The following is a 17,772-nucleotide window of genomic DNA, read 5'->3' as shown; positions in this document are numbered from 1 at the left end:
AAGTCTGGTAACAAAAACCGTCTTCAGGCTGTTTTGCCACATTCGAAAAGACTTTACAATGAGTACATAAGCAAGCGGGTAGCAAGATTCAATAACAATCACCCCCATAAGAGAGGATGACAATAATAAATGAAAAAATTATATCGATCCAGAAGTGATCAAAAAATTAGTGGTTTGTGTGGAGGACTTGCTCTTTGGTCAGGCATTGATGCCACAGTACTCCGTCTCGTGACCGTTGCTGCAGCACTTTTCAGCTTTGGTACAGTCCTTATCTTTTACATCATCGCCAGCATCATCGTCCCTAAAGAACCTTTTGGCAGCTTTTCAGATGGACCTGATTTCTACTAACAGACCGTCATTCATTCACAATCAAACATACTAAGGAGAGATAAAACATGAGTCTATTCAAAAGAATTTCCACCCTTACCAAAGCTGCCCTACACGAAGGTCTTAATAAATTAGAAAATCCGGTGCTGCTAACAGGACAGTATCTGCGCGATCTTGAGAACGAAATAGCTACTGCTGAACGCAATGAGCGTGATTTAAAGGTTACAGCGAGTGTATTGGAACGCCGTAAGCAAGAATATACTCAGTTGATAGAGCAAAGCGAAGCTGAAGCCGTTCAAGCGGTTGAGCAAGGAAATGAAGAAAGAGCACGCCTTGCACTCATGGCCAAGCTGCGGTATACAGAACAATTAGATGAGAGTATCAATAGTCAGGTACAAACTCAGCAATCCCTGGCTGAGCTGGAGATCAATATCGCTAGAGCTAAAGAAGAACGCGAACATCTTAAAGCGAAAAGAACCGAGCTTATCGCTCGCGCTCAGCAAGCTACAGAAACACTAAGCTCGGCTCCTCATAGCAACAGTGTAAAAGGACCAAATGTGGGTACCGCTTCACGCGGCTTCGAACGAATGGAAGAGAAAATTTTCGAATGGGAAGCTCTGGCGGAAAACTCCAAGTATAAATCCAACTCAGGCGCAGGCGTAGCTTCATCCATTGATCCCAACCTTCGTAGTGCCGTAGATGATGAAATTGAACGTATTCGCAACCGGAAAATGAATACTGACAAAAAATAAATATACTAACAAGCCCCTTATTTCTCAGCTACTGAGCTACATAAGGGGCTTGTTTTTTCTATTCCTCTTCATCCCGCGTATCATTTTTTTCGTTTCCGGATCTACACGATAAGACTCTGTGATTTTCTGCAAAGCCTTGTTATAGGTGAAATCATCTAAGTTGTTGGTTCTCAAATAATCTATCGTAGCCGCAGGCAGCTTTACATAACACATTGAAAGCGCCCAAGAAACTGCCATTTTTACATAATACCCTTCATGTCTGACCTTATCGAGAAGTTGTAGAATCCGTTGGATGTATGCCTCTTCGATAAAAAAATTTAACATCATTACTACTGCAAATCGAATCTCATATTCTTTTTCAGATGACAGATAAGGCACTATAAAGTCCCACATCTGCTCTTTATTCTTTTTCGTAAACTTCAGGCCAGTGCAAAAGCTATCGCATACCGACCAGTTATCGATTTTAGGAATAAAATCCGCCATATATTGCAGAATCTCTTCAAGATCTGTCTTCACATAACCAAGCACCATCCCTTGCAGCATTATTTCTTCAAAATAATCAGACTCGGCTTGCTCCAAATAAGCTCTCCAGTCTCCCTTTGCAATGGTTTTGGCGAGCTTACGCAGCTCCGGTAGCCTGACCCCTATCACATTATCGATTGTGGGAAGTAAAGCCGCAGAAAACTTCTGGTAGTCCGCGTCAGCTAACTCCACGAGCTGTTCCTTTATTGTTTTGTCCATGAAAGTACTCCCTGCTTTTTAATTATTGAAATGAAATCTCCCACAAATATATGGAGGCTACTGAACCGAGTGGTGAGTACCGAAGACGGTATTGTTCAAATTGCTCTTTGGTAAGCGTATCAAGCCCATACAGCTTCATCATGCCACGACGGATAGCGATATCTCCCCAACTAACTACATCTGGACGCTCCATACAATTAATTAACATCATCTCTGCTGTCCACTTGCCAATGCCTTTTAGCTTCATGAGTTTTTGAATAACCTCTTGATCGGAAAATCCATATAACTCCTCCAGCTTAAAATCACCCTGCGCGACCAGATTAGAAATATCATGAATGCATAATGCCTTTTTCATCGTCATGCCGCAACCCTGTATCTCATCCGCTGTGTGTATAGATAGCTGCTGCGGAGTTATTTCTCCGAATTGAGACTGCATTCTTGTCCAGATGGTCCGAACGGCTTTGACTGATATTAGCTGACCCACTATGGCATAAATAAGCGCAGTGAAAAGATCCGGAATAATCACACGCTCCACTTTCCCCATCCGCGCTATCGCCGCACCTAGCACTGGGTCGACACTTCTTAGGTAATCCATTTCAACTTGCCCATATTCAAAAAATTTAGTAGTTACAGCGCTCAAAATATTACCTCCCGTATCTGAGCTTAATAATAATATACAACATCTATTTTGCAGTGTACGGATTCTTGAATAGGATAGCAAGATAACGAGACTATCAAGTCAATTCAATATATTGTTATAAACAAGAAAATTATGGTGATAAAACTGCATCTTTATATTAAACTATGCGTAGAATAGTTATCCAATATTCATAACATGTGGATTTTTTACACAAAAATACTTTTTTATCTTAGGGGGAATTGTAAAATGGCATTTTTAGTCGTAATTTGTTTTCTCGCTTTTATTACACTTGGAATCATTGGGATTGTCTCGGCAATACGTAAAAAACCTGCAAAGATTAAATTTCTTTTATCCCTGCTATCGTTTATTTTAATGATTGTATTTACAGTGGTTGGAGGAAATTCCGACTCAGATAAAACTCTTCAAACAGCAGATACGTCTAGAAAAACTTCGACAAACAGCAATGATAATTCAACTACTGTAAGTGCTGAAGTCCAAAATGATGCTGAACAGGTTAAGGCTGACGCAGAAGCAAAGGCTGCTGCAGAGGCGGAGGCAAAGAAAAAAGCAGATGCAGATGCTAAAGCTGATGCAGAGAAAAAAGAAAAAGAAGCTGCTGCTATCAAAGCCAAGCAAGATGCGGCTCTTGCACAAATGGTGAAAACAGTAGATGAAGTTGAAGGCATTACATGGTATCAAGATAAAGAAGCGCCAAAGTACATCAATGAAAATGGCATTTACGCTTATTTTGGAATCAAGGATGGACAAATAACTTCTGGGCTACGGTTAAAAATACAATACACCGGTGATAGCTGGATATTCATTAAGAATTACATCTTTAATATAGATGGTCAAAAATTTGAAATAAATCCTGGATTTATGGGAGCAGAAAGAGATATGAGCACGGATATTAATAGTCCGGGGGTTTGGGAATATCATGATGAAACACTCAACAAATCACAAATCAAGATGTTGACTCAGCTCATTGAATCCGAGAAAACCATTATGCGTCTTGAAGGAGATCAACGGAAAGAGGATAGAACCATCAGTGCAAGCCAAAAAGCAGCACTCAAACGGGTACTTGATGCTTACATCGCTGCTGGGGGAGAAGTATAGCGTTTAACTATAATTAATAACCACAGCCCTAAAAGCCATGACAATTCTATTATGTAGAATATCATGGCTTTTCTCTTGTACTTGTACTAGATTGTATTTATCATTTTACTACTTTAATATGAATGTATATATGATAGATAAGGAGCTTTACGAATGGACTTTATAGCAATTGACTTTGAAACGGCGAATTCCAGTCGATCCAGCGCCTGTGCTTTAGGACTCGTGGAAGTAAAAGATGGAAAGATAACAACAGAACATTCTTGGCTGATCGATCCCAAGCAGCGGTTTGACGGCATGAACATTTCAATACATGGCATCACCCCCTCCATGGTAATCGGTCAACCCACCTTCGATGAACTGTGGCCTACCGTTGAACCTTTGTTGCACGGGCAAATCGTCGTGGCACATAATGCCGCTTTTGATATGAGTGTACTGCGATATTGCCTCGATGGAATGTCCTTAAGCTATCCTAGCTTTCAATACTTATGTACATATTTATTAGGCAAAAAAATGCTGCCCGAGCTCCCCTCTCATAAGCTTAATGTAGTCTCCGAGCATTTCGGCATTCAGCTGAAGCACCATGACGCTCTCGATGACGCGCGCGCTGCAGCCTCGGTACTGTTAAGACTTATGGAGCAAGAATCACACCGTGATCCGCTTTCGCTCTCCAGCAGCCAAGGATATAATAGCGGAACTATGTTTGCTGGTGGGTACACTCCTTTTTCTGCTCGAAAGAGTAAACCGGCTAAGAGACCTGTGAACAAACAAAGAACGAACAACTTCTATTTGTAATAAAATGTTTCGTTATTCAGCAAAAAAACACCCAACCGACTCACTGCCGGTTGGGTGTTTGGATTTACAGGGAAGAACTATCAGCGATCAGTGAACATCCCATCGGTTCATCCTGATCACCAACCAAGATCAACACAACACACTAGATCTTCATCCGATAGACTGCTTTATTCTCCAGTCCTCTAATGAATGGCGTCCATTCTTCGGTTTCTGGTGTGGTATCCAGAGCATCCTCCACCATTTGCAGCTTCGCATCCATCGCGTCGATATGATGCAGAGCGACCGCTTCAGCCGTCTGCGGCTGAACAGGACTGCCCCATTCGCCCAAATTATGGTGTGACAATACGAGATGCTGTAACGCCAGAACCTTCTCCGAATTCAAATCAATATCTAAGCGGATAGCTGCCTCCGTAATCCAGTTAGATGCCATCGAGATATGACCAATCAGCTTACCCTGTACGCTATATTCCGAGACAATTCCGAGCTGAGAGATCATCTCCTCCGGCTTCGCGATATCATGCAGAATAATTCCAGCCTTCATTAAATCTGGATTCAAGAACGGACGCTGCTTGCACAGAAAATCCCCGATCTCCAGCATACGAACCATATGATAAGCAAGTCCGGCAAAATAAGCATGGTGATGCGTCTTGGCAGCCGGATAATGCATCAATTTCTCTTCCACTTTGCTTACACAAAAGGAGACAATTGAGGCAATCTCCGGATCTGTGATGCTTGCCATAACCCCTTTAATCGTATGAATAAGGTCTACTGGACGAATAGGAGCGGAGCGAATAAAATCCGTTAGCGCAACGCCATCCTCATCGTTCACCAATCTGATTTTGGTTACTTTGATTTGCAATTTTTCACGATAAGTGTGCGCAATCCCACGAACCTTCACCAGTGCCATAGGAAAAAAAGTTTCTTTATCGGTTGTGCTGACATCCCAATATTTCGCGGACAATTGTCCACTGGAATCCCCCAAGACTAGGTCAAAATAATCCTTTGGAGGGGTACCGTTCGTTTGTTTGATCGCTAGCTCTCTTAAGAGATAAAAGCCAACAAATTCATCCTGTGGAGCGAGCTGTTTAATTTGTGTCATGTTGAAGCCTCCTATTAATAACAGGCTTTGTACCTGCTCTCTATATTAAACTTTAGACACTCACGTCCAAAATCCCTTTAAATCACTATACGATCTATTTTCATTTTTATGTACAGGTAGATAAAGGAGGTTACTCCACAGGCCATAATATGGCTCTAGAATAACCCCCTTTATAGATTAACTATTGATTGAAAATTGCTTATTTACCAGCGGATTCAAGCGCTGATTTAATAGCTTCTACCACTTTAGCAGATACTTCTTTCTCGGCATCATTATTTCCGAAGGCTGCTGCGCGATATCCATACTTGTGTAAGCTATAGCCTGTTGAAGTCGACTCAATCTCGCTCTTCACAGCCAGCTCAGCGTCAGTCAACTGGTTAACTGCTCTGGTGCTTCCGTTTTTATCTAGATAGTAAACGAGCATTTTAACAGGAACGCCATGTTCAACATACGTCATAACATTTACAAGCTTATCAGCACTTACACCAATGAAGATTCCATCGAAGTAAGCCGCTTTATTAGCTTCAACAATCTCAGCTTTCCCGTATGCTCTATCCACCGCAGTCTTAAGAGCTACACTACTGCTAGTTGCACCGGAAACTGCATCCACATCTTGAACAGCTTCTCTAGTACCTGCTGCAAGGATGCTAGTAGTCAATTGCGGAATTGCTTTTACCACTTCTGGGTAAGCTGCTTTACCTCTATCTACAAGATTCATTCCTACACGATATAAGGCAACGTTTACGATCTTACCGTTACGCAGTGTAACGTCTGCTCTGTTTGTTCCTTTATCATAGGCATCTCCAAATGCAGTGAAGGTTCCGTCTTTATAAGTACCTTGAACTTTGGATGCGTTGGTCAAAGCATCCGTCAGTGCAGCTTTAGCAGCTGCGGATAACTCTTCTTGACCTGTGATATCGGACATTTGTACACCTTTAGCAAGTAATCCTGAAGTAAGTGTACCTACCAGCGATTTTTGTTCTGCACTTAATTTGTCATCAGCAATCAGCTTGCCGTCAGTTCCAAACAAGCTTAGTTTAATGTTTGTGACTGCATCTGAAGCAACATCTACAAGCAATAACACTTTAGACTGGTTATCTACACCTGCAAATTTGCCGTCAAAATAATTAGCTTCACCAGGAACTTTCAGTGCTTTTTCAAAAGCTCTTTCTACAGCCTGGTTCCAACCGTGACTGCTTTCTGTAGCTCCGGAAATTCCATCAACCTTCTCATCATAATTAGCGAAGTAAGATCCGTTTCCGAGCAGCTTAGCTGTCATAGGAGCATTAGCTTTTACAACTTCAGCATAAGCCGTTGCACCTCTGTCAATTAGGTTGTTCCCAAGTCTGAACAGCTTCACATCCACTAGCTTACCATTGCGGATCACGATGTCAGCTCTTTCAACACCAACACTTCTTGCAGTTCCATAAGAAGAATAGAAACCGTCTACATAAGCAGAAGTATTGTCAATCTTAGCATTCTGCTCAGCATCCCAGAAAGCATTAGTCGCAGCTTTAAAGTCGGCTTCTAGTCCTGCGACAGGCTGCGCAGCTGTTCCTTTAGCCAGCAACGCTGGCGTTATAGCTGCAACTGCTGCGGATTGCTCAGCTGTGTAGGCCTTCTCATCCACGAAATCACCGGCACTGTTCAGCGGGTACACTTTAACAGCTGTGAGCTTATTGGATTCGTAGGTTGCAAATACTGCATATTTACCTGTAGGATCTATGCCCATATGAACACCATCAAAGTAAATTGCATCTGTATCTTTCACTGTTAGAGCTCTTTCAAACGCTCTGTCTACAGACAATTTCCATCCATTACTAGAGCGGGTAGCTCCCGAAACAGCGTCTACTGCTGCTGCTCCATCTCTTGTTTTTCCTAACAATTTATTCGTCATCAATCCATAAGCTTGCCATAAAGCGCTATAGTTGTTACGAGCATCTCTATCGATCAGCTTAGGGCTGGTTCTCAGGAGATCAATGCTAGTGATTTTTCCATCTTTAATTTCGATCTTAGCGCCTTCAGTACCTTTGGAGTATGCATCGCCATACGCTACGTAAACTCCATCTTGATATACATTTTCTTTAACTGTAACCGGCAATGTTGTTGGCTCAGGCTTAGCAGTCGCAGCAGGTGCTACTGTAGCAGCAGGTACTGTGGTTGCTGCTGGTGCAGCGGTTGCTTTTGGCGTTGTACCTGGTTTAGCTGTTGCTTTTGGTGTTGCTGCCGGAGCCGCAGTTGCCTTTGGTGTTGCTGTTGCTTTTGGTGTTGCTGTTGCTTTTGGTGTTGCTTTTGGTGTTGCTACTGGTTTTGCCGTTGCTTTTGGTGTTGCTACTGGTTTTGCTGTTGCTGCTGGTTTTGCCGTTGGTTTGGCTGCTGGTGCTTCCGCTTCTTCAGAAGCTGCTGATACTGCATCCACCTTCAAGTTTAAAGCAGGCACATTAAGTGTGTAAGCAAATGGCGCTAACAATATTGCCGCGCTAACCGTTAAAGAAATTAGTTTTTTCAATAAAATTCTCCTTTACCAAATCCCCAGTGATATATAGCTTTTCTTAACTAAACTTACCTTTTACGGCGCCCCTTCTCTTCTTATGAAGCATTACTTCTCTCTTCATAAGAATTCATCCCCCCTCTCATGCCTTTGCGCTATCCATCACTTTCCAAAAAATAATGTCTAAAATCTATTCATTTCTTCCTTTTAACAAAAAGCCGCATAAAAGGTGAAATAATTCACATATAATGTTAGAAAAGAATGAAGACGCTTTTTCAATCAATTTCTGGTTTGATACTACCAAACTTTTCCGTAATTCCTCTGTATCTAAAATCACATACCCTATAAGAAACATCACTATTTGCTCATAAATGTGATTTTCGATTATTTTTTCCAAACAAATACATCCCACTTCTTCTTCCCTATGTAAATAAAGTGATTTCGATTATTGTGAATCCAAGATTAGATGTGCTATTTTAGAACGATCTCTACCATGGGAAAGGAGTTCAAAGCTTTGAACAAACAGCCGCCTATTGGAGTTATACTCGCCCAAATCGGCACGCCTACAGCACCTACTGCAAAGGCGGTACGCCCTTATCTGAAACGTTTTTTATCCGATCGCCGAATCATAGATTATTCACCTCTGCTCTGGCAGCCTCTGCTGAGAGGTGTTATTCTGCGCACACGTCCACGCCGGTCGGCTGAGCTGTACAGACAAATATGGACTACAGAAGGATCACCCCTGCTCTCCCACTCATTAGCTCAGCAATCTGGTTTGCAAGCGCTTCTAGGCCCACGGTATCAAGTTGAGCTTGGCCTAGCGTATAGCGAACCAAGCATGGAACAAGCAATGAATAAATTGGAAGCTACCGGAGTCACACGCATCATCATTGTGCCTTTATTCCCTCAATATTCGTCCACTACGACGGCATCCGTATTCGATCAGGCGAGCTTCGCTGCACTAGGACGCCAAAGCTCCACTGGGCCGGTAACGAAGCGCCTTATTCCAGCTCTCAGATTTATGGATGCTTATTATAATGAACCTGGCTATATTTCAGCCATGAAGTCACATTTATTGCATCAAATGGAACTTCTGGGCTCGGAGCCTGATTATTTCGTACTGACCTTCCACGGGATCCCCAAACGGTATGCAGATACAGGTGATCCCTATCCAGAGCAATGTATGGAAACAGCACGCCTTCTCGCATCTGCTATGAATTGGGAGCCCGGGCGTTGGCAGGTTACTTTTCAATCGCGCTTCGGACGTGAAGAGTGGGTAGGTCCCTCTACAGCAGATGTTTTGGGAAAGCTAGCGGAACGCGGAATTCATAAACCTTTGATTTTCTCTCCAGGCCTTGTTACCGATTGTCTGGAAACGCTACATGAGCTAGCAATAGAAGGGCGTGAACAATATGAGGCTGGAGGAGGACATGCTGAAGACTTCACTGCGGTCCCCTGCTTGAATAATCATGAGGACTGGCTTCATTTTCTGGCTCAGCATGTTGAACGAAACGCCATGGGCTGGTAATGCAAAAAACCGTCTTATCCGCAAATATTTTGCTGCAGATAAGACGGTTTACTATGTCAGTTTATAAGATTTAAGAACATGGATACTTATGCTGTAAGTTGCTTATATTTAGTAGTAAGTTCATGGAACCACTGCTTGTCCTGTAAGGTCAACGCAAAATCAATCAGCTCGGCAATCTCACTCGGCTGTAAATCAGCTGAATCATTAAACGATACTTCAGCCGTCGCCGTAGCTTCTCCATTCCCATTCTCTGCGTAATCATATGAGAAGCATATCTTGATATCACTATCCAGAAATTCGTTACGAAGGAAATACAACACCTCACACATTAACACAGGTCTAACATGATCACCAAAGACACATTCCATAACCTTTGCCCAATACTGCTGGTTGCTGAGGTGTAGCTTATCATTGGTTAAGAGATATTTCTCACCCTGAAAATCAGTGACAAATCTCAGCTCAAGCGGCTTCATTTTAAAAATAGCAGCCATTTGCTTCATGCTAATATTCAAAATATCTTGCGTTTCTAATCTGATCATCTCTCATGCACCTCGTCCCTCTTAGTTGGGTTACCTGAAACCTGATGATATCTATAATTTCGTTATATGCCAATAATGTAAAATTAACGCTATTCATTCGCTTTAATTTTTATCTAATTTAACATTATTATCGTCTGCTGACTACGCTTTATTAATATTTTTTCATTAATTCCCTAGAAAAATGTTTCAATCTTAATTCATCTGTTTAATATATATATTTTAAAAACCTTGCAGTTTCTTATTTACCCAACAAAAAAACTGTTCTGAATGGTCATAAACGACCTCAAAACAGTCTTTTGCTTAAGTATTATTCAGTTCACTTTAGTTAAACAAAAAGCGGCACTAACTGTATGCCTTCAGGCGAGATCCGAACGAGACCCTTATCTGTGATGCGTAGCGTCGGGATAACCGCCAATGCAAGCAGCGATAAGGTCATAAACGCATAATTCAAAGTACAACCTGCATCATATAGCGCTTTACTGATCGCAGCTGATTTTGCGGCAGCTATTTCGAACGGTTCCGTGGACATTAGACCTGCAATAGCCAACGGAAATAATGTTTCTCCACTGGATGTGATCATACAGACACCACCCTGAGCATCCGCCACCGCATTGGCAGCTTTAGCCATTAGCTCATCATCATTGCCGATGACAAGTACATTATGACTATCATGCGCAACTGTCATCGCAATGGCAGCAGGCTCTTTAAATCCGATGCCTTCTACAACGGCCACTGATTTATTGCCTGTACCTTTATGACGTTCGAGCACAGCGATTTTGCACAAACCTTCTACGGCATTTACATTCAATTGACCTGCCACTACAGGTATCGGAACCATAAGCTCAATGGTCTCTACGTGATTTTCTCTTACTTTAATAACTCTTGTAGTAAGTTCACCTGTTTGAATTGGAGCTGTTATGATGAAGTCTTCTGAAGTAGGACGCTGTGGCAAATGGACCGATGCCAACACTTCCTCCGGATAAGTAAATTTAGCAAGCTCTGCTGTCATTACCCCGTTCTCCGCAACGACTACACCTGCGGCAATCGTCAGCACTACATTAATATCCGCCAAATTCCCGTCCAGCAGAATGATATCTGCAAAAGAACCCGGAGTAATAGAACCAATATCCCGCGCTAAACCGAAGCGTTCAGCAGTATTAATAGTAGCCATTTGGATAGCCGTTATAGGCTTAACACCTTGAGCAATGGCATCACGCAAAACGAAATTCATATGACCTTCATCTCGCAAAGACTCTGAACTGCGGTCATCCGTTACCAGCATCATCCGGCGTGTATCAATTCCGTGTTCTGTATGAGCCGTAATTGTCTTAGCCACATCATGCCATGCTGAACCACGGCGCATTTTGGCATACATCCCCAATCGAACGCGCTCAATCACATCATCTGCAGTAACACATTCATGATCTCCAGTCACACCCGCCGCCGCATACACTGGCAGTCTCCAGTCGCTGGAAGGCCATGTGAAATGACCGTCTACAAATCTGCCTGCTCGCAGCGTAGCTTGAATTTCTCCAAGCATTTTTTCATCGCCGTAAACAACGCCAGGGAAATTCATTACTTCTCCTAGAGCAATCACATCAGGTCCCCAAGTGAAAGCTTCTGCCACTTCTTCCGGCCCTATAGAGGCTCCCGTTGTTTCGAATTCCGCACCTGCCGCAGGCACACAAGAAGCCACCTGCATATAAGCAGCTAACGGCGTCCCCCGCATCTCTTCGAGCATCAATTGAATCCCCTTCAGCCCGAATACGTTAGCAATTTCATGGGCATCAAAGAAACCACCTGTTGTGCCCAGCGGCAGAACCGCACGGGAGAATTCAGTAACGGTCAGCTGTGTGCTCTCAATATGACAATGGCCATCAAGTAGTCCCGGAGCTATATACTTGCCGTTCGCCTCAATAACCTGTGTTCCTTCACCAATCATATGTGTCACATCTTTCCCAACATAAGCGATGCGTCCACCTTGCACACCAACAGACATTCCGTCTAAAATTTCACCAGAGCATACATTAACCAGCTTTCCACCTGTAATTACTAGTGTTGCCGGTTTGTCTCCTCTTGCCGTAGCCACAAGCTCAGGTACACAATCTGCTAAAGGCTTTCTTGTAAAAGTTGTCATCTTCATCTCTCCCCCGTCAGTATCCAAGTGCTTTCTTGATGTAGTGAATAGATTCATAATCATAGAGGATTGCTTAACCATCGGCTGTGTTAATATCATGGTTGGCATATCTGATATTGTACGAAAAAACGGCTCCGTCATCCCTGCAGATGATAGCCGTTTTCTTATTCCAAAGATTGTCCAACATGCTGGACATGCCCCCTGGTATGAACTCACCCGCCAGCATCTATTCCAACGATTATCTTACGTTTTCCTCATATACGTCAAGTGCCGCTTGAACACCAAGCCCGTAAGCAACTCCAAATCCGTGTCGTAGCAAAGCTGCTTCCAAAGCGCCAAGCAAACGCAGCACATTATTCGTACGGCAGCTAAAGCCCATCGTGCCGATGCGCCAGATCTTTCCTTTCAGAGCTCCAAAGGAGCTGGCAATTTCGATGCCGAACCGATCCAGCAGCAGCGTGCGTACGGATTCCCCTTCTATGCCCTCAGGGATCAGCACACAGGTAACAACGCTAAGCTTGCAGGAAGGATCACCGTAAAGCGCAAGCCCCATTGCTGTTAATCCAGCTACAAGTGCTTTTTCATGGAGCAGATGTCTGGCGAATCTGGCATCCAGTCCCTCCTCAAGCGCAATCCGCAGGCCTTCCCGCAGTGCATAGAGCATAGAGGTCATCTCTGTATGATGATTGAGACGTTGCGGGCTCCAATAATCCTGAAGCATGCCTAGATCGAAATAATTGCTGCGGACAAAAGACAACTCACCAAGCTGGGCATCGCTGGTTCTAATCCCACGCTCCACTCGCTTCCGGGTCATGAGCTTAGCTTCAGCGCGATCATTATACGTTATCGGTGCCATTCCGGAAGGGACGGACAGGCATTTCTGTGTACCTCCTACGACCACATCCAGCATCCAAGCATCCGTTTCGACAGGAATGCCCCCAAGAGTTGCAACTGCGTCAACTATGAAAAGAGCATCCATTCGGCGGCAGGCTCTGCCAATCTCCGCGAGTGGCTGCACCCGTCCTGTAGAAGTCTCACCATGCACCATCGCCACCACATTTGGCTTAAAAGTCTCCATAGCTGCTATTACTTCCTCCGGTTCAAACACACTTCCCCATGGTTTTTCCAGAACGAATACCTCAGCACCACAACGTTCGGCAATCTCATGAAGCAGATGTCCAAAGCGGCCAAAGATCGGAATCAGCACACGTTCTCCCGGTAGGATCAAGCTGACCATCACCGCCTCAATACCAGCGCGCGAGGTCCCGTCTATGGGGTAAGCCCAAGCATTCCGGGTAGCGAACAGCTCCCGCAGCATCTCCATCGTTTCATTCATCATATGGGTGAACTCTGGATCAAACTGCCCCAGTACCGGAAAAGACATCGCCCGCAGCACACGCGGATCAACCTCCACCGGACCCGGAGTCATAATGCAGCGCAGGGAAGGCGACAAATCTTCGTAACGCTTCATGATGATCTCTCCCTTCAAGTAGAAACGGCTATGCCGCCCTTTAAGGGACGGGCTCCGTTTCAGCGAGAAATATAAGGATAAAGTATAGAGTAAAACATATACTTCCTTATATTTAAAAGTTCCATGAACTCTCTAATACGCTAACTCATATAACATCGCAGTCAGCACCTCAAGACCAGTAGCAAGCTGCTTGGGGGAGGTATACTCTTCCGGTGAATGGCTGATACCGGATCGACTTGGCACAAAGATCATCGCAGTGGGGCAACGCGGTGCAAACAGCTGAGCATCATGACCCGCTCCACTTACCATCGTACGGTAGGTTTTACCCTGCTGCCGACAGATATTTTCCAGTGCTGTAGAGAGCTTCGTATCCATAGGTGCAGGGAGTGTATGAAGCACAGGTGTAACTTCTAAGGTTACTCCACGTTCTGCGGTGATTTCATAATATCGCGAAAAAAGCTTCGCACAGAAACACTCCAAATCGTCCTCTTCAATGTGACGGATATCTAGTGTAAATAAAACCTCACCCGGAATCACATTTGGTGTATTTGGATGCACCTCAAGCTTGCCTGATGTTGCTACAAGAGGTTCACCAGCCAATTTAGCAGCACCTTCTAGTACATACAGCATCTCTACCGCACTAGCCAGTGCATCCTGCCGCATCAACATCGGCGTTGTACCGGCATGATTAGCCACACCACTAACCTTGACCATGTAACGTCTCTGTCCAACAATACCCTGAACTACGCCTATCTGCGTGTCTGTTTTCTCCAGAATAATTCCCTGCTCGATATGCAGCTCCACAAACGCCCCAATATCATTTCTGGCTCCATTCCCTTCCGTTACACCTTGCAAAAAGCTAAATTCCTCCATTGCTGCCTGTAATGATATTCCATCAGCATCCTTACAGGTTGCGGCTTCACTTCCGTCATACCTTTCCGTGACATGACCCGAACCCCAATAAGCAAGTGGAAATCGGCTACCCTCTTCTTCACAAAATGATACAACCTCAAGCGTCCGCTTCGGCTGACCATAGTTCATCTGCAAATCTTGCAGCGCAACCATAGCAGCGGCGATCCCATAGGCACCGTCATATTTTCCGCCATTGACCACGGTATCGATATGTGATCCGGTTAAAATAACCTTTTCCTCTGGACTGCGTCCACACAGGCGACCATATACATTCCCAACCTTATCTGTAGTAACCTTTAAGCCGAAACCAACCATTTTTTGCTGCAAAAAAATCTGCGCCTGTCTCCATTCCTTCGTATATAGTAATCTAGTAACTCCCGGCCCAGACGCGGTATATGCCCCCAGCTCCTCCAGCAGCTCCAGCAGTTTCTGGGTAGATGCTTGAACTCTGGAATCGTTCATAGACTATACTGCTCCTTCCTTATCCGCAGCCACTGTCCACCTTCCTCGGCAATCACTCCTTCTTCAGAAGTATAGACTACCTGCCCACGGCATATCGTAGCAGCTACCTTACAGGATAGCGTTCTTCCGATATATGGGCTGTGCTTGTGGCGATAGAACAAATCTTCAGCAGCCAGTGTATAGGTTGTGTTTGGATTCAGCAGTACGAAGTCGGCATCCAGTCCTAGCGCTATAGTGCCTTTAAGATGCTCCAATCCAAAGCGTTTTGCGGGTTGCCCTGCAAGCAAGCGAGAGATTAATGTAACCGGCAAGCCCCGGACATTCACACCTTCATGGAACATAAGCTCAAGACTGCTTTGCGCTCCTGAGATTCCGCCCCAAGCCTCATAAAAAGACAACTCCGGGTGCACCTTCAATTCCGTGGGACACGGAGAATGGTCTGAAGCGATCAGATCGATTTTGCCTTGGGCCAGCATCTCCCATAACTTCTCCTGCTCCAACCCACTTCGCAGCGGAGGTGCACACTTGGCGACAGGTCCGAGAGCCTCCATATCTTTTTCTGTAAGGACCAGATAATGGGGACAGGTCTCAGCCGATACGTCCAGCCCTCGAAGCTTAGCCGCATGGATCTTCTCAATAGCGGCAGCAGTGCTGATATGGACAAAATGCAACCGACATCCCGTCCGTTCACTATATAACAGCGCCCTAGACACTGCCTCCAGCTCCGCCTCAGCAGGACGGCAAGCCGCAAAATCACGCGCACTGCTTCTGCCGTTTCGCACTGCATCTGCGGTCAACACTGCCGTGATAGCCTCACTTTCGGCATGAAGGGCGAGAATCCCGCCTAGAGCAGCAATTCGCTGCATCCCTTGATAGAGCGTATCCTCATCCACTTCCCGGAATCTTCCTTCGCCTTCCCCTCCGGGATTGGAGAGAAAGGCTTTAAATCCAGTGACACCAGCAGCTGCCAAGGCTTCCAAATCATCCAGATTCCCCGGAACGAGCCCTCCCCACAGCACATAATCAACCGCGGAATTACCAGCCGCAGCCTTCACCTTATGATGGAGTGCAGCCTCGTTCACCGTAGGCGGATTGCCGTTTAGCGGCATATCGGCATAGGTTGTGCAGCCGCCAGCTGCCAATGCCGCAGAACCGCTGCGAAAGCCTTCCCAATGTCCCAGCCCCGGCTCATTAAAGTGCACATGCATATCGATCATCCCTGGAAGTACATAGTGCCCTTCAGCATCAATAACTTGGGTCAGCGGAGCAGTAGAAAGCTTCTCGCCCAATGCGACGATCCTTCCTTCTGATACAGCAATATCCAGCTTAAGCACCTGATCAGGCAGGACTACATTCCCATTCTTAATCACAAGTTCATAGGGCTCCTTCATGAGCTGCTACCTCCTCCGGTCATCAAACCTTCCCTAACTTCCTCGATACGTACTGTATCCACCAGGAGCAACTAACAAAGGTACATGGTAGTGGTCTGTAGAGCTTCCAATGTGAAAACGAATGGGGATCTGTTCTAGAAAAAAAGGCATCGAGCTTACCGGACTTCCTATGCCAACTGCCGGCTTCTCGACATCCACACTACGATAGTAATCGCCGACCATAAACAACAGCTCATAGCAGCCTGCCTCCATCCCGTTCCCCTCCAGCAGCGGAGCATTAAGCCTCCCGTCACTGTTCGTAACCCCTTCACACAGAAGCTTACTCATACCCTCCGTTAGCTTCCAGAGCTGAAGTGTCAGGCCTGCAGCGGGAATGCCCCGCGACAGATCCAGCACATGGGTGGTAAGACGCCCGCTCATTACGCTGTTTCTCCAGCCAAATCTGCACGACTGACAGAAAACCCCTGGAAACCATAAGGTGGACGAGGTTCGGTGAACACTCCACCTTTGCTTTCTTCAGGTTCAACAATCGTTTCCCAAGTCCGGTTATTGGACTCAAACGAGACTGTAGCCAGCTGTGGAAAACGGGACAATACACGCAGACCAATTTGATAAATCAACGATTGGATCGAAGGACTGTTCAGTTCATGAAAAGCACTATGGGCGATGTCACGAATGTGCTCCGCAGCTACATATTGGCCTTGATCTCCATCCAAAGCATGCTCGACATCATTATAGGTCCAGTTAATATTCAGAAAAATATAAAGCGGACGGTCAAAGCTCTCCGGCAAAGTTGTATACTCATCACGGACAAATCCATAAAACGAGCTTCCGCTCACTTTTATAAGCTGTAAGTCCTTCAAACGGCATTCATGAGCGACAACCTCAGACCCATTGTCTCCACGTTTTACTGTCAGCGAAGCCGAATAGGATTCATTATTGGAGTGCCGCAGCACCAATTGACTCTGCTTAAGCCCTTCGCCTCCGGGGACCATTACCTGTTCAAAAGGCAACCGATCTGCGGACACAGAAACTGCAGTGACATGACTGTATCTATCCATAAACCGGCTGCTGAGAAGCTGCAGCAACCCTTCCGTTGTGCTGCCCGTGTAGTCGGCGGTATTGCGCAGAATGAAATTTTTCATGGAATCGGTGGCTACGACCATAGAATTATCCCCTTCTGAAAAAGAAGAGAGAAAAGCTTCGCCCGTAACGGCAAATGTAATATTATGCGCGAATATAATGTTATCGCAGCCCGTGAAGGAAGATTCGGGAACAGGGGTAACGGCCAGCGGTTTCGCATAGGTACGATAAGTTAGAACATCGCTTTTTCCATAAAACATTGTACGTCCGTTAATTGGTTCCAGCATGGCT

At 45.1% G+C, this 17,772-nt stretch carries 16 protein-coding genes; 5 read left to right on the top strand and 11 right to left on the bottom strand.

Annotated features, from left to right (window positions below):
- The first annotated feature begins 129 nt into the window (after positions 1–129).
- Together NSU15_RS07095 and NSU15_RS07090 are read left to right on the top strand one after the other, a co-directional pair.
- The gene (locus NSU15_RS07095; protein WP_042125209.1) at positions 130–348 is read left to right on the top strand and encodes a PspC domain-containing protein; all 219 of its coding nucleotides are present in this window, start codon (positions 130–132) and stop codon (positions 346–348) included.
- 47 nt (positions 349–395) lie between these two features.
- Positions 396–1,079 (top strand): PspA/IM30 family protein, encoded by a 684-nt coding sequence (locus tag NSU15_RS07090; protein WP_339289739.1) that lies wholly within the window; start codon positions 396–398, stop codon positions 1,077–1,079.
- A gap of 36 nt (positions 1,080–1,115) precedes the next feature.
- Here the strand turns inward: NSU15_RS07090 and NSU15_RS07085 are convergent, their stop codons facing one another.
- The gene (locus tag NSU15_RS07085) at positions 1,116–1,820 is read right to left on the bottom strand and encodes a DNA alkylation repair protein (protein WP_339289738.1); all 705 of its coding nucleotides are present in this window, start codon (positions 1,818–1,820) and stop codon (positions 1,116–1,118) included.
- 22 nt (positions 1,821–1,842) lie between these two features.
- Positions 1,843–2,460 (bottom strand): DNA-3-methyladenine glycosylase, encoded by a 618-nt coding sequence (locus NSU15_RS07080; RefSeq protein WP_156114742.1) that lies wholly within the window; start codon positions 2,458–2,460, stop codon positions 1,843–1,845.
- A 246-nt stretch (positions 2,461–2,706) separates the two neighbouring features.
- On the opposite strand from NSU15_RS07080, the gene NSU15_RS07075 reads away from it, so the two are divergent.
- Together NSU15_RS07075 and NSU15_RS07070 are read left to right on the top strand one after the other, a co-directional pair.
- A complete protein-coding gene (locus tag NSU15_RS07075) occupies positions 2,707–3,576 on the top strand; it encodes a hypothetical protein (RefSeq protein WP_042125206.1) in 870 nt (289 codons plus the stop codon).
- Positions 3,577–3,729: 153 nt separating this feature from the next.
- Entirely contained in the window at positions 3,730–4,368 is a 639-nt protein-coding gene (locus NSU15_RS07070; protein ID WP_042125204.1) for a 3'-5' exonuclease, read from the top strand.
- Between the two features lie 142 nt (positions 4,369–4,510).
- Here the strand turns inward: NSU15_RS07070 and NSU15_RS07065 are convergent, their stop codons facing one another.
- The gene (locus tag NSU15_RS07065; RefSeq protein ID WP_042125202.1) at positions 4,511–5,467 is read right to left on the bottom strand and encodes an HD domain-containing protein; all 957 of its coding nucleotides are present in this window, start codon (positions 5,465–5,467) and stop codon (positions 4,511–4,513) included.
- A gap of 199 nt (positions 5,468–5,666) precedes the next feature.
- On the bottom strand, positions 5,667–7,976 hold the full coding sequence (locus tag NSU15_RS07060) for an FMN-binding protein (RefSeq protein ID WP_339289737.1): 2,310 nt from the start codon (positions 7,974–7,976) through the stop codon (positions 5,667–5,669).
- 496 nt (positions 7,977–8,472) lie between these two features.
- Here NSU15_RS07060 and hemH point away from each other — a divergent pair, with 496 nt between their 5' ends.
- Positions 8,473–9,486, top strand: coding sequence for a ferrochelatase (gene hemH / locus NSU15_RS07055; protein WP_339289736.1), 1,014 nt, complete (start codon positions 8,473–8,475; stop codon positions 9,484–9,486).
- Positions 9,487–9,572: 86 nt separating this feature from the next.
- Here the strand turns inward: hemH and NSU15_RS07050 are convergent, their stop codons facing one another.
- From NSU15_RS07050 to pucL, 7 genes are all read right to left on the bottom strand, one after another.
- Positions 9,573–10,025, bottom strand: coding sequence for an IDEAL domain-containing protein (locus NSU15_RS07050; RefSeq protein WP_339289735.1), 453 nt, complete (start codon positions 10,023–10,025; stop codon positions 9,573–9,575).
- Positions 10,026–10,350: 325 nt separating this feature from the next.
- Positions 10,351–12,168: an adenine deaminase C-terminal domain-containing protein gene (locus NSU15_RS07045; protein ID WP_339291275.1), complete on the bottom strand. Its 1,818-nt coding sequence runs from the start codon at positions 12,166–12,168 to the stop codon at positions 10,351–10,353.
- Positions 12,169–12,400: 232 nt separating this feature from the next.
- Complete coding sequence (locus tag NSU15_RS07040; protein ID WP_339289734.1) at positions 12,401–13,633, bottom strand: alanine--glyoxylate aminotransferase family protein; 1,233 nt, start codon at positions 13,631–13,633, stop codon at positions 12,401–12,403.
- Positions 13,634–13,765: 132 nt separating this feature from the next.
- Positions 13,766–15,007: a Zn-dependent hydrolase gene (locus NSU15_RS07035; protein ID WP_339289733.1), complete on the bottom strand. Its 1,242-nt coding sequence runs from the start codon at positions 15,005–15,007 to the stop codon at positions 13,766–13,768.
- A complete protein-coding gene (locus NSU15_RS07030; RefSeq protein WP_339289732.1) occupies positions 15,004–16,398 on the bottom strand; it encodes an allantoinase in 1,395 nt (464 codons plus the stop codon). Before NSU15_RS07030 ends, NSU15_RS07035 begins: the two co-directional genes overlap by 4 nt.
- Before the next feature lie 33 nt (positions 16,399–16,431).
- On the bottom strand, positions 16,432–16,818 hold the full coding sequence (gene uraH / locus NSU15_RS07025) for a hydroxyisourate hydrolase (RefSeq protein ID WP_339289731.1): 387 nt from the start codon (positions 16,816–16,818) through the stop codon (positions 16,432–16,434).
- Positions 16,818–17,768 carry a factor-independent urate hydroxylase gene (gene pucL / locus NSU15_RS07020; protein ID WP_339289730.1) on the bottom strand — a complete coding sequence of 317 codons (951 nt, stop codon included), beginning with the start codon at positions 17,766–17,768 and terminating at the stop codon, positions 16,818–16,820. Before pucL ends, uraH begins: the two co-directional genes overlap by 1 nt.
- Between the last annotated feature and the right edge of the window lie 4 nt (positions 17,769–17,772).

Source organism: Paenibacillus sp. FSL E2-0201, assembly GCF_037963325.1.
In the GTDB taxonomy this organism is placed as follows: domain Bacteria; phylum Bacillota; class Bacilli; order Paenibacillales; family Paenibacillaceae; genus Paenibacillus_AQ.
This window is presented reverse-complemented; position numbering and strand designations above follow the sequence as displayed.

Excerpts from the sequence above, each read along its gene's own strand:
- NSU15_RS07095 (WP_042125209.1), top strand. The coding sequence starts at position 130 with ATGAAAAAATTATATCGATCCAGAAGTGATCAAAAAATTAGTGGTTTG.
- NSU15_RS07090 (WP_339289739.1), top strand. The coding sequence starts at position 396 with ATGAGTCTATTCAAAAGAATTTCCACCCTTACCAAAGCTGCCCTACAC.
- NSU15_RS07085 (WP_339289738.1), bottom strand. The coding sequence starts at position 1,820 with ATGGACAAAACAATAAAGGAACAGCTCGTGGAGTTAGCTGACGCGGAC.
- NSU15_RS07075 (WP_042125206.1), top strand. The coding sequence starts at position 2,707 with ATGGCATTTTTAGTCGTAATTTGTTTTCTCGCTTTTATTACACTTGGA.
- NSU15_RS07070 (WP_042125204.1), top strand. The coding sequence starts at position 3,730 with ATGGACTTTATAGCAATTGACTTTGAAACGGCGAATTCCAGTCGATCC.
- NSU15_RS07065 (WP_042125202.1), bottom strand. The coding sequence starts at position 5,467 with ATGACACAAATTAAACAGCTCGCTCCACAGGATGAATTTGTTGGCTTT.
- NSU15_RS07050 (WP_339289735.1), bottom strand. The coding sequence starts at position 10,025 with ATGATCAGATTAGAAACGCAAGATATTTTGAATATTAGCATGAAGCAA.
- NSU15_RS07045 (WP_339291275.1), bottom strand. The coding sequence starts at position 12,168 with ATGAAGATGACAACTTTTACAAGAAAGCCTTTAGCAGATTGTGTACCT.
- NSU15_RS07040 (WP_339289734.1), bottom strand. The coding sequence starts at position 13,633 with ATGAAGCGTTACGAAGATTTGTCGCCTTCCCTGCGCTGCATTATGACT.
- NSU15_RS07035 (WP_339289733.1), bottom strand. The coding sequence starts at position 15,007 with ATGAACGATTCCAGAGTTCAAGCATCTACCCAGAAACTGCTGGAGCTG.
- NSU15_RS07030 (WP_339289732.1), bottom strand. The coding sequence starts at position 16,398 with ATGAAGGAGCCCTATGAACTTGTGATTAAGAATGGGAATGTAGTCCTG.
- uraH (WP_339289731.1), bottom strand. The coding sequence starts at position 16,818 with ATGAGCGGGCGTCTTACCACCCATGTGCTGGATCTGTCGCGGGGCATT.
- pucL (WP_339289730.1), bottom strand. The coding sequence starts at position 17,768 with ATGCTGGAACCAATTAACGGACGTACAATGTTTTATGGAAAAAGCGAT.